This is a genomic window from Mesobacillus maritimus (genome assembly GCF_023715205.1).
In the GTDB taxonomy this organism is placed as follows: domain Bacteria; phylum Bacillota; class Bacilli; order Bacillales; family Cytobacillaceae; genus Mesobacillus_B; species Mesobacillus_B maritimus_C.
In genome coordinates this window covers 1-12633 of sequence record NZ_JAMBNR010000017.1, presented here as the reverse complement: position 1 = coordinate 12633, position 12633 = coordinate 1, and the positions used below count along the sequence as shown (strand labels likewise).

Below are 12633 nucleotides of genomic sequence, written 5' to 3'. Positions count from 1 at the left end.
AAACAAACAAGCCAACCTCTAAAGAGATTGGCTTGTTGTTATCTTTTGACAGGCGAAATCACAATATGTCGATGTGGGTCACTGCCATCAGAATAAGTTTTAATCTGTTTGTTTGCCATCAATGCGGTATGGATAACTTTTCGTTCATATGAAGGCATTGGCTCTAATGCAACTTCTTTCCCTGTGCGTACTGCTTTTTCAGCTAGGCGTTCAGCAAGCTGAACCAGTGTATCATACCTACGTTTCCGATAATCCGCAGCGTCTAACAAAACCGTATAAAATTGACGTGAATGTCGATTAATGACAAGTTGTGTTAAATATTGAAGGGAGTTTAGTGTTTGTCCTCGTTTTCCAATTAGTAAAGCTAATTTTTCGCCGGATAATAGAAAATGAACTTGTTTCCCCTCTTGCTTTACTTCTATGTCCACTGGAGCACCGAGTTGTTTCGATACCATTTTCAAGTAGTTAATCGCTTCTTCAAAAGGATCAATTTTTAAAGTAGCTTTAATGACGGCAGGACGGGAACCAAATATTCCAAAGATCCCTTTTTTCCCCTCATCAATAATCTGAATGTCGGTGCGGTCCTTAGTTGTTTGTAATTGAGCTAGTGCTGATTCTACTGCTTCTTCGACAGTTTGTCCTGTAGCAGTTATCTGTTTCACTTTTTCTTTGCTCCTCCCGCTTTGCCGGTAGCTGCTGCTGGCTCAGATTGCTTTCTTAAGTCCGGCCCTTTGATAAAATAGGTTTGTGCCATAGAGAAAAGATTTCCGACAACCCAGTATAATGACAATGCTGAAGGAAGTGTAACTGCAAATACAAGAATCATAATTGGCATCATCCAAAGCATCATTTTCATTTGTGGATTATCAGGCATTCCCATCATCATGATTTTCTGTTGTAAGAAAGTCGTCACTCCGGCTAATACCGGTAACAAGAAGATTGGGTCTGGAGAACCTAAGTCAAACCATAAGAAGTTATGTCCAGCAATTTCTCTTGTTCGAACAATTGCGTGGTAAAAACCAATCAAAATTGGCATTTGCACAAAAATCGGTAAACATCCTGCAAGTGGATTAACTCCATGCTTTTGGAACAATGCCATTGTTTCTTGTTGGAGTTTTTGTTGCGTTTTTTGGTCTTTTGAACTGTACTTTGCTTGTAATTCTTTCAATTCAGGTTGAATGGCTTGCATCGCTTTTGAACTTTTTGTTTGCTTAATCATCAGTGGCAAAATAGCTAAACGAATTAAAATTGTAACAGCAATTAAGGATAATCCGTAGCTGCCTCCAAGCCAGCCGGCCATGCTAACGATCAACCATGAAAGTGGATAAACAATATATTCATTCCAAAATCCTTCACTTTCAGCTGTAATGGCCTGGTCGTACTCTGTACAACCCGTTAGTAAGGTCACTAGTAAGATTAGACCTACTACTAATAACATTCTATTTTTCAATCCCTGTTTCCTCCTAACCTGTTCACACTTCGTTTCTATTGTTATGTTTATAAGCAATTCTCGACTATTCTATGTAAATTCCAGAAAAGTAAAGAAAATTTCATGCTGAGTGGCTAGTCCAAGTGTATTTTATCATCTTTCATAAAAAAGCGCTTTAAAAAATATACGCTTCAACCAATTTTCTTCTATTCATTATGACCATAGTTCTTTTTTTTCAAAACGCGTGCCACTTTAAGAACATGTTCGAGGCTTTTCTTAACATCGTGCATGTCCATCTCGGCCGTAGGTTTTCGTGCAATAATAACATAATCATGCCCTTGCTTGACCTGATCCTTTAATTCTAGAAATGATTGGCGAATATAACGTTTAATTTGATTCCTTTTTACGGCATTTCCTAGCTTTTTACTAACAGATAAACCGATTCGAAAACATGGCTGGTCTTCCTTCTTCAAGACATAAACAACAAATTGGCGGTTCGCAAAAGATTTTCCTTTTTGGAAAACTTCCTGAAACTCTTTATTTTTTTTTATCCTTAATTCCTTTTTCATTTAAACACACCTTCAACTCAGTGGTACGAACCTCATTATTCTTTCACATAATCTCTTCTATAAAACAGCTTAAAGAGAAAAAAGACCACTGACAGTTCAGTGGCCTAAGCTGATAATACTTTTCTTCCTTTACGACGACGACGAGCAAGTACCTTGCGGCCGTTCGCACTACTCATGCGGCTACGGAAGCCGTGAACTTTACTATGCTTACGCTTATTTGGTTGATAAGTTCTTTTCATATATGACACCTCCCTGAGGAATTAGCTGCTATCAGACAGTCCTACTAATTATAAAGAGTGAGTTAGGAAAATGTCAATAGCAGCTACCAGAAATCTACCTTATCTCTCTTGTGTAGATTTTCCCAGTTAAATTTCATTTGTGACTAATTTTCTTCTTTATTTAACATAATAATCCTATCTACAGCCCGACTGTGGACAAAAATCGACATGATTTTTTTATCCACATCCTCTACTCACAGTTTTTGCACAATAACATATCCTGTGGACAAATATTACCCACATGAAGACAGCATTGTGGATAAAGTATTAAAAACCGTTGCACCATAATGGATTATCTGATATTATATTTGTGTTTTCACTCTTAACAACTAGTGTAGATAATTCCACTTATCCACAAAATGTGGATAACGTGTGGATAGGTTATTCAGACCTGTGATTTAAACTTTGTCCACAATCCGTGGATATTGTCGAAAATCCGCTTTATTTCCTATTATATATTTTTCCACATTAATAGACTTGTATAATTATAAACTTTGCCACAAATAGGCTTATGCAATGGTTATGCATCGTTGTAAATCATGCAAAAGGAGGGTTATGGATTGGAAAATATCGCGGATCTCTGGAATACGGCTTTGTCGAAAATTGAAAAAAAAATCAGCAAACCTAGTTATGACACTTGGCTGAAATCTACCAAGGCCCACTCACTCCAGGGAGACACATTAACCATTACAGCCCCGAACGAATTCGCCCGCGATTGGCTCGAGGAACGATATTCTCAGCTGATAAGCGGAATTTTATATGACATAACAGGAGAAAATCTTGCGATAAAGTTCATTATTCCGCAAAACCAAAGTGAAGAAGAAATCAATTTACCCGTACCACCAAGAAAGGTAAACAAAGATGAGGACCAGCATGACTTACCTAACAATATGCTTAATCCAAAGTATACTTTTGATACCTTTGTTATTGGTTCGGGTAATCGTTTTGCTCATGCTGCATCTTTAGCTGTTGCGGAGGCCCCTGCGAAAGCATATAACCCGCTATTTATTTACGGTGGAGTTGGACTTGGGAAAACGCATTTAATGCACGCAATTGGCCATTATGTACAAGAACATAACCCTTCCGCGAAAGTTGTCTACTTAACTTCCGAGAAGTTCACAAATGAGTTTATTAACGGGATTCGGGACAATAAAGCCGTTGAATTTCGCAATAAATATCGGAAAGTAGATGTTCTTCTTATTGATGATATTCAGTTCCTAGCTGGAAAAGAATCAACTCAAGAAGAATTTTTCCATACCTTTAATACGCTTCACGAAGAAAGTAAACAGATCATTATCTCAAGTGACCGGCCTCCAAAGGAAATTCCTACACTTGAGGACCGGCTACGATCACGATTTGAATGGGGTTTGATAACAGATATTACTCCTCCGGATCTCGAAACTAGGGTTGCGATTTTAAAGAAAAAGGCCAAGGCAGAAGGATTGGATATTCCGAATGAGGTTATGCTTTACATTGCGAACCAAATTGACTCGAACATCAGAGAGCTCGAAGGGGCATTAATAAGAGTTGTTGCATATTCATCGTTAATCAATAAGGATATAAATGCAGATTTGGCTGCAGAGGCTTTGAAGGACATTATTCCTAGCTCGAAACCTAGAGTCATTACAATTCTTGATATACAAAGGATTGTTGGCCAACATTATAATGTAAAATTAGAGGACTTTAAGGCTAAAAAGCGAACAAAATCAGTTGCTTTTCCGCGCCAAATTGCTATGTATCTTTCACGTGAGTTAACTGATTTTTCCCTTCCGAAAATTGGGGAAGAGTTCGGAGGTCGTGACCATACGACTGTGATTCACGCTCATGAGAAGATTTCGAAACTCCTTGCGACAGATTCAGCTCTCCAAAAACAGTTAAAAGAAATTCATGAGCAGCTTAAGGTTTAAAGAATAATGTGAATAACTTCAACTAGTTTACACACAGTCTGTCCACATGTGGATAGGCTGTGTTTCCTTGTCGAATACTAAGTTATCCACAAATCCACAGGCCCTATTAGTACTTTTATTATTTTTTTAAAATAAATATATATATGCTTTAAGCTCGAAACTTATACCAAATTGGAGGATTTTTTAACATGAGGTTTGTCATCCAGAGGGATGCTTTATTGCAAAGTGTCCAAGATGTTATGAAGGCAGTTACCAGCAGAACAACAATTCCAATCTTAACAGGAATTAAAATTGTTGCTTCAGAGGACGGAGTAACATTGACTGGAAGTGACTCAGATATTTCGATTGAGTCGTTTATTCCTAAAGAAGAAGAAGGCAATGAAATTGTAGAGATCAAACAACCTGGTTCAATTGTACTTCAAGCAAAATTCTTTAGTGAAATTGTAAGAAAGTTGCCGACTGCTACAGTTGAAATTGATGTTGAAAACCATTTACAAACCGTAATTCGGTCTGGAAACTCAGAGTTTAATTTAAACGGGTTAGATGCTGAAGAATATCCGCATTTACCACAGATCGTTGAAGAGAACGTTTTTCGAATTCCTACAGACCTTCTAAAATCACTTATTCGTCAAACTGTGTTTGCAGTGTCCACCTCAGAAACACGCCCTATCTTGACAGGTGTAAACTGGAAGGTTGAAAACAACGAACTCATCTGTATTGCAACAGATAGTCACAGATTGGCTTTACGTAAAGCGCGGTTAGAAACAGACTCAGAAACGAAACATAATGTAGTCATCCCTGGTAAGAGTTTAACCGAATTAAGCAAAATACTGGATGACTCGTCAACGATGGTTGATATCGTTATTACTGAAAATCAAGTTTTATTCAAAACAAAGCATTTATTATTCTTTTCTAGATTGCTTGAAGGAAATTACCCAGATACAGCAAGATTGATTCCAACAGAACGCAAAACAGATGTAATAGTCAATACAAAGGAATTCTTGCATGCCATTGATCGTGCCTCCTTACTTGCGAAAGAAGGGAAAAACAACGTAGTCAAATTCTCGACAATTGAAAACAACTCCATTGAAATCTCTTCCAACACACCTGAAATTGGGAAAGTTGTTGAAGAAATTTCAACTCAGTCAATTGAAGGCGAAGAATTAAAAATATCTTTCAGCGCAAAATATATGATGGATGCATTAAAAGCCATCGAAGGAAGCGAAATCCAAATTTCCTTTACTGGAGCCATGAGACCTTTTGTCATCCGTCCACTAAATGATGAGGGTATCCTACAATTAATTTTGCCTGTACGAACGTATTAACAACACTTAACCCCTTGTCAGTCTTGGCAAGGGGTTTCCTTACTTGTATCTTTAGAGTTTATTTAGTAAAATTAAGTATTAAATCCTTTTAAAGAAATGGTGAAAAAATGAGCGAACAAATAAAAATTGATACCGAGTTCATTACATTGGGCCAGTTTCTTAAGTTAGCTGATGTAATCCAATCCGGCGGAATGGCTAAATGGTTTCTTAGTGAAAATGAAGTCTATGTCAATGGAGAACAAGATCAGAGAAGAGGAAGAAAGCTTCGGAACGGAGATGAAATCAATATCCCTGGGTTTGGCAAATTCCTTGTCACTCAGTGATTAAAGGATGGTCCTTTTCATGCATATTGAAGAGTTAATGTTAAAAAACTACCGGAACTATGGTCATTTAGAGGCCAGTTTTGAAAATAAAGTTAATGTGATCCTTGGAGAAAATGCACAAGGGAAAACAAATGTGATGGAATCCATCTTTGTTTTAGCAATGGCAAAGTCTCATCGCACATCAAATGATAAAGAACTTATTCGCTGGGACGAAGATTATGCTAAAATAGAAGGTAGGATTACGAAAACCCATGGCTCGGTCCCATTGCAACTTGTGGTTTCCAAAAAAGGAAAACGAGCAAAGTATAATCATATTGAGCAAAAGAAACTGAGCCAATATGTTGGAAATATGAATGTTGTTATGTTTGCGCCTGAGGATTTAAACCTTGTGAAAGGAAGTCCGCAAGTAAGGCGCCGTTTTATTGATATGGAAATTGGACAGGTATCCCCTGTCTATTTGCATGATATTAGCCAATATCAAAAAATACTTCAGCAGCGAAATCATTATTTGAAGCAATTGCAAATTAAAAAACAAACTGATTTAACGATGCTTGATATTTTAACCGATCAGTTCATTCAAATGGCGGCAAAAATTATCTTTAAACGATATGAGTTTATCCAGTTGCTTGAACAATGGGCTTTTCCAATCCATGAAGGGATTTCTCGAGGTCTTGAGACGTTAAAAATTCAATATAAACCGTCCGCAGAGGTATCAGAAGACCAAGACTTGTCGAAAATGATAGAAGTCTATGAAAATAAATTTCATAAAGTGAAAACTCGAGAGATTGAGCGGGGAACGACGCTTTTTGGACCTCATCGCGATGACTTAGAGTTTATAGTCAACGGTCGCGATGTACAAACATTTGGATCTCAAGGTCAGCAACGAACTACGGCTCTATCCGTAAAACTAGCTGAAATTGAGTTAATCAATAAAGAAATAGGCGAATATCCCATCTTGCTTTTGGATGATGTCTTATCCGAGCTTGATGATTATCGTCAATCCCATTTATTAAACACCATCCAGGGAAAGGTTCAAACCTTTGTAACCACCACAAGTGTTGATGGGATTGATCATAGAACGCTTAAGGAAGCTGCTACGTATCACGTACAATCCGGAGTAATGACTAAAATTCAATGAGGTGAAAATATGTATTTGCATATTGGTGAAGATACCTTAGTCCGGACGAGTGAAATCATTGCGATTTTGGACAAGGAGAGCGCTGGTTTCTCAGACGTACTAGAGGAATTTCTCATCCATCGAAAACGGGATGTTGTGAATCTATCAAAGAAAGAGTACAAATCCATTGTTATTACAAAGGACCAAGTTTATTATTCGCCTTTAGCAGCAGGCACATTGAGTAAACGTACGCAGAAACTATCTGCACATGAGTTGGGTTTATAAATTGCTAATGTCACGATAAATTGATTGCAAAATGGAAAGTGTGGGTGATTGATATGGCATTGGAACAAGAAGCCATGCAAGGACAATCGTACGAGGCAGACCAAATACAAGTCCTCGAGGGTTTGGAGGCAGTTAGAAAGCGTCCGGGGATGTATATCGGTTCAACGAGTGTAAAAGGCCTTCATCACCTCGTTTGGGAAATTGTCGATAACAGTATAGACGAAGCACTTGCTGGTTACTGTGATGAAATTCAAGTAATTATTGAAGAGGATAATAGTATTACAGTCAAGGATAACGGACGTGGAATTCCAGTTGGTATGCATGAAAAAATGGGAAGACCTGCTGTTGAAGTCATCATGACTGTGCTTCATGCTGGAGGGAAATTTGGCGGCGGCGGCTACAAAGTCTCTGGAGGTCTTCATGGTGTAGGGGCTTCTGTAGTGAACGCCTTATCTACTTTACTGGAAGTGTTTGTGCACCGTGATGGAAAAGTCCATTACATTTCCTTTGAACGTGGCGCAATTAAATCAGAATTAAAAGTAATTGGGGAAACGGAAGAAACAGGGACAATCGTCCACTTTATTCCTGATGGTGAAATTTTCACAGAAACTTTGGAATATGATTTTGAAACCCTTGCGACTCGTATTCGTGAGCTGGCATTTTTGAACAGAGGATTAAAACTCACAATTGAGGATAAGCGACCGAATGGAAAAAAGAATGAGTACTACTATGAGGGTGGAATTAAGTCATACGTTGAGCACTTGAACCGAACGAAAGAGGTCATGCATGAAGAGCCAATTTATATTGAGGGTGAAAAGGACGGGATTAGTGTTGAAGTAGCGATTCAATACAATGACGGCTTTACTAGCAGTATATATTCTTTTGCTAATAATATTCATACGTATGAAGGTGGAACACATGAGTCAGGGTTTAAAACCGCGCTCACAAGGGTGATCAATGATTACGCACGAAAAAGTGGTATTTTTAAAGAAAATGATGCGAATTTGTCTGGTGATGATGTTCGTGAAGGGATAACAGCAATTATTTCTGTTAAGCATCCCGACCCGCAATTTGAAGGACAAACGAAAACGAAGTTGGGGAATTCAGAAGTTCGAAATGTAACCGATGCTGCATTTTCGGAACGGTTTGAAAGCTTTATGCTTGAAAATCCTTCTGTCGCTCGTAAGATTGTCGAGAAAGGGTTAATGGCTGCTAGAGCTAGACTTGCTGCTAAGAAAGCACGTGAGTTAACTAGAAGGAAAAGCGCTTTAGAAATTTCAAATTTACCAGGGAAGTTAGCGGATTGCTCTTCAAAGGACCCTTCGATTAGTGAACTTTACATCGTTGAGGGTGACTCTGCAGGTGGTTCAGCTAAGCAAGGACGTGACCGCCACTTCCAGGCAATACTCCCACTTCGCGGTAAAATATTGAACGTGGAAAAAGCCCGCCTTGACCGGATTCTATCAAATAATGAGGTTAGAGCTCTCATCACAGGAATCGGAACGGGAATTGGAGAGGATTTTGATATCACCAAAGCTCGTTACCATAAGGTTGTCATCATGACAGATGCCGATGTCGATGGTGCGCATATTCGAACCTTATTATTGACATTCTTCTATCGTTATATGAGACAAATTATTGAGGCAGGGTATGTATATATTGCTCAGCCACCTTTATATAAAGTCCAACAAGGAAAACGGATTGAGTATGCATATAATGACAGGCAACTGGAGGAAATCTTAGGACAACTTTCAGAAAGTCCAAAGCCTGGTATTCAGCGTTATAAAGGTCTTGGAGAGATGAATCCAGGACAGCTTTGGGAGACAACTATGAGTCCTGATAATCGTTTGTTGCTTCAAGTAAGTCTTGAAGATGCGATTGAGGCAGATGAAACCTTCGAGATGTTAATGGGGGACCGAGTCGAACCAAGACGTCAATTTATTGAAGAAAATGCTGTTTACGTTAAAAACTTAGATATTTAACAGGATAGATGTTCATCTATCCTGCTTTGCTGTTTTTGGTTCTATGCACAAAGTGCTGGAAGGCGCTTGTATTTTCTACAAACAGTTCAGTCTATGCACCTAGTTCTTCGAGTCCAGTAAAAAGACTTCTTTAGTCTTTTACATCTTGATGAAACATTGTGGAACGTATGAAAGTGTGGTGCATTCGCTTTCTAATTAAAGGAGGTTCCAAATAAATGGCAGAAACGCCTAATCCTCGTGTGAAAGAAATAAATATTAGTCAAGAAATGCGATCATCCTTCTTGGATTATGCAATGAGTGTTATTGTGGCAAGGGCATTGCCAGATGTCCGTGATGGTTTAAAACCTGTACACCGTAGAATTCTTTATGCAATGCACGACCTTGGAATGCATGCTGATAAACCTTATAAAAAGTCAGCTCGTATTGTTGGGGAAGTAATCGGTAAATATCACCCACATGGAGATTCAGCTGTTTATGAAACAATGGTCCGAATGGCTCAGGATTTTAACTATCGCTATATGTTAGCGGATGGCCATGGAAACTTTGGTTCAGTCGATGGAGATTCAGCGGCGGCGATGCGTTATACAGAGGCACGGATGTCAAAAATATCAATGGAATTACTCCGTGATATTAATAAAGATACGATTGATTATCAAGATAACTATGATGGTTCTGAAAGAGAACCAGTTGTGTTACCGGCCAGATTTCCAAACCTTCTTGTTAATGGTACGTCTGGAATTGCCGTTGGGATGGCAACTAACATCCCACCCCATCAACTTGGAGAAGTCATTGATGGGGTCTTAGCGGTAAGTAAGGACCCAGAAATAACCATTCCAGAACTAATGGAGATTGTTCCTGGGCCAGATTTCCCAACTGGCGGTCTTATTCTTGGTCGCAGTGGAATTCGGAAGGCTTATGAAACTGGCCGTGGTTCAATAACGGTTCGAGCGAAAGTTGAAATTGAGCAGAAGACAAATGGTAAAGAGGTTATCATTGTTAATGAACTTCCTTACCAGGTAAATAAAGCGCGTCTAATTGAGAAAATTGCTGACTTAGTTCGTGATAAGAAAATTGATGGTATTACCGACTTACGTGACGAATCTGACCGTGATGGTATGCGAATCGTTATAGAAGTTCGAAAAGATGCTAATGCAAATGTCTTATTAAACAATTTGTATAAACAAACAGCACTTCAAACAAGTTTTGGGATTAATACACTTGCACTTGTTGATGGTCAACCGAAAGTTTTAAACTTAAAAGAATGTTTAGTGCATTACCTAAATCACCAGCGAGTTGTCATTCGCCGTAGAACAGAGTTTGAACTTCGCAAGGCAGAAGCAAGAGCCCATATTTTAGAAGGCTTAAGAATTGCACTAGATCATTTAGATGCAGTGATTGCCCTTATTAGAGGCTCCCGTACAACGGACATTGCGCGCGAAGGTTTAATGACTGAATTTAACTTATCAGAGAAACAAGCGCAAGCGATTCTCGATATGCGTTTACAACGTTTAACAGGCTTAGAACGTGAGAAAATTGAAGAAGAATACCAAGGACTAGTTGAATTAATCAGTGAACTTAAAGCAATCCTTGCTGATGATGAAAAGATTCTAGAAATCATTCGTGAAGAGCTTCTCGAGGTAAAAGAACGCTTTAATGACGAGCGTCGGACTCAAATCGTTTCAGCGGGTCTTGAAAACATAGAAGATGAAGATTTAATTCCACGCGAAAATGTTGTGATTACCTTAACTCACAATGGGTATATTAAGCGACTTCCGGTTTCAACCTATCGTGCCCAAAGACGTGGGGGTCGTGGTATACAGGGAATGGGAACAAATGAAAATGACTTTGTTGAGCATTTAATCACTACTTCCACTCATGATACAATTCTTTACTTTACAAATAAAGGGAAGGTTTATCGTACGAAAGGGTATGAAGTACCAGAATTTAGCCGTACAGCTAAAGGAATCCCAATCATCAATCTCTTAGGAGTTGAAAAGGATGAATGGGTAAATGCTATCATTCACGTTGAAGAATTTATTGAGGATCATAGTCTTTTCTTTGCTACAAAAGAGGGAGTTGTAAAACGTACTCCACTTACCTCTTTTGCAAATATCCGAAATAACGGTTTGATTGCGTTAAATCTCCGTGAAGGGGACGAATTAATTTCTGTTCAACATACAGATGGCGAAAAAGAAATTATTATCGGAACTAAGAATGGCTTGATGATACGCTTCCCTGAAACAGATGTGCGATCAATGGGACGAACAGCGACGGGGGTTAAAGGAATTACTCTAGCTGAAGATGATGTCGTTGTTGGCATGGAAGTGCTTGAGGAAGGTGCTGATATTCTTGTTGTTACAAAAAATGGATTCGGTAAACGAACTCATGCAACTGAATATCGAAGACAAGGCCGTGGAGGAAAAGGAATTAAAACTATTAACATCACGGAAAAGAATGGTGACCTTGTGGCAATGAAAGTCGTCCAAGGAGAAGAAGACTTAATGGTTATTACGACTGGTGGAGTAATCATTCGAATCCCGGTTGACAGCATCTCAATCACAGGGCGAAATACACAAGGTGTTAAGCTTATTAGTCTAGATAATGAAAAAGAAGAGTTTGTCTCTACTGTTGCAGTTGTGGAGAAGGAAGAAGAAACTCCAGAGGAAAATGAAGAAACTGATGATTCACCAGAAAATGATTCAACAGTTTCTGAAGATCAGATTGAATCTACTGAAGAACAAGATGCAAACCCAAGCGATGAGTGAAGTAAAAGAAGAGAGGAGCATGCAATATGCTTCTCTTTTTTTACTCTTTATCATTTCCTATTTGAAAAGCTGATTAATTTAATAAGAGCACATGACTCGTACTAGTATAGGAGGATAACAACATTTTATGTGTTAATGGTAAAAAAGTCTTGCCAAAGACAAATGAGACTGGTATACTCTTAAAAGTCAGCAACAAAGAATAGTATTTCGATAAAATTTATTTTATAAAGTGTTGACAATGAAATCAAACAATGATATATTATAAAAGTCGCTTACAAGCGAACAAACATTGCTCTTTGAAAACTAAACAAACAAGCGTCAACAAACAATATTATCATGTCTTCTTATGAAGAACATGAGCCAACGTTTTATTTTATGAGCTTAACTCATACTCTTTATTGGAGAGTTTGATCCTGGCTCAGGACGAACGCTGGCGGCGTGCCTAATACATGCAAGTCGAGCGAACCAATGGGAGCTTGCTCCCTGAGGTTAGCGGCGGACGGGTGAGTAACACGTGGGCAACCTGCCTGTAAGACTGGGATAACTCCGGGAAACCGGGGCTAATACCGGATAATTCATTTCCTCTCATGAGGAAATGCTGAAAGACGGTTTCGGCTGTCACTTACAGATGGGCCCGCGGCGCATTAGCTAGT

At 38.7% G+C, this 12633-nt stretch carries 11 protein-coding genes and 1 rRNA gene; 8 read left to right on the top strand and 4 right to left on the bottom strand.

Going from position 1 to position 12633, the window contains the following annotated elements:
- Positions 1 to 38: 38 nt before the first annotated feature.
- The 4 genes from jag to rpmH all read right to left on the bottom strand — a co-directional run bounded on the left by jag (position 39) and on the right by rpmH (position 2237).
- Positions 39 to 662, bottom strand: a complete 624-nt coding sequence (gene jag, locus M3182_RS20730; RefSeq protein ID WP_251428427.1) for an RNA-binding cell elongation regulator Jag/EloR — start codon at positions 660 to 662, stop codon at positions 39 to 41.
- Entirely contained in the window at positions 659 to 1450 is a 792-nt protein-coding gene (gene spoIIIJ / locus M3182_RS20725) for a YidC family membrane integrase SpoIIIJ (protein WP_251428430.1), read from the bottom strand. The genes jag and spoIIIJ overlap by 4 nt, the downstream gene beginning before the upstream one ends.
- Before the next feature lie 185 nt (positions 1451 to 1635).
- Complete coding sequence (gene rnpA / locus M3182_RS20720) at positions 1636 to 1998, bottom strand: ribonuclease P protein component (protein ID WP_251428433.1); 363 nt, start codon at positions 1996 to 1998, stop codon at positions 1636 to 1638.
- 104 nt (positions 1999 to 2102) lie between these two features.
- Positions 2103 to 2237: a 50S ribosomal protein L34 gene (gene rpmH, locus M3182_RS20715; protein WP_066059809.1), complete on the bottom strand. Its 135-nt coding sequence runs from the start codon at positions 2235 to 2237 to the stop codon at positions 2103 to 2105.
- A gap of 599 nt (positions 2238 to 2836) precedes the next feature.
- Here rpmH and dnaA point away from each other — a divergent pair.
- The 8 genes from dnaA to M3182_RS20675 form a co-directional block, all read left to right on the top strand.
- Positions 2837 to 4183: a chromosomal replication initiator protein DnaA gene (dnaA, locus tag M3182_RS20710; RefSeq protein ID WP_251428436.1), complete on the top strand. Its 1347-nt coding sequence runs from the start codon at positions 2837 to 2839 to the stop codon at positions 4181 to 4183.
- Between the two features lie 188 nt (positions 4184 to 4371).
- Positions 4372 to 5508 carry a DNA polymerase III subunit beta gene (dnaN, locus tag M3182_RS20705; protein ID WP_251428439.1) on the top strand — a complete coding sequence of 379 codons (1137 nt, stop codon included), beginning with the start codon at positions 4372 to 4374 and terminating at the stop codon, positions 5506 to 5508.
- Positions 5509 to 5615: 107 nt separating this feature from the next.
- The gene (gene yaaA / locus M3182_RS20700; protein ID WP_251428442.1) at positions 5616 to 5831 is read left to right on the top strand and encodes a S4 domain-containing protein YaaA; all 216 of its coding nucleotides are present in this window, start codon (positions 5616 to 5618) and stop codon (positions 5829 to 5831) included.
- A 19-nt stretch (positions 5832 to 5850) separates the two neighbouring features.
- The gene (gene recF / locus M3182_RS20695) at positions 5851 to 6969 is read left to right on the top strand and encodes a DNA replication/repair protein RecF (protein ID WP_251559848.1); all 1119 of its coding nucleotides are present in this window, start codon (positions 5851 to 5853) and stop codon (positions 6967 to 6969) included.
- A 9-nt stretch (positions 6970 to 6978) separates the two neighbouring features.
- Entirely contained in the window at positions 6979 to 7233 is a 255-nt protein-coding gene (gene remB / locus M3182_RS20690) for an extracellular matrix regulator RemB (RefSeq protein ID WP_251428448.1), read from the top strand.
- 53 nt (positions 7234 to 7286) lie between these two features.
- Positions 7287 to 9215 (top strand): DNA topoisomerase (ATP-hydrolyzing) subunit B, encoded by a 1929-nt coding sequence (gyrB, locus tag M3182_RS20685; protein ID WP_251559846.1) that lies wholly within the window; start codon positions 7287 to 7289, stop codon positions 9213 to 9215.
- 215 nt (positions 9216 to 9430) lie between these two features.
- Positions 9431 to 11980: a DNA gyrase subunit A gene (gene gyrA, locus M3182_RS20680; protein WP_251428453.1), complete on the top strand. Its 2550-nt coding sequence runs from the start codon at positions 9431 to 9433 to the stop codon at positions 11978 to 11980.
- A 395-nt stretch (positions 11981 to 12375) separates the two neighbouring features.
- Positions 12376 to 12633, top strand: a 16S ribosomal RNA gene (locus tag M3182_RS20675); the annotation flags it as partial.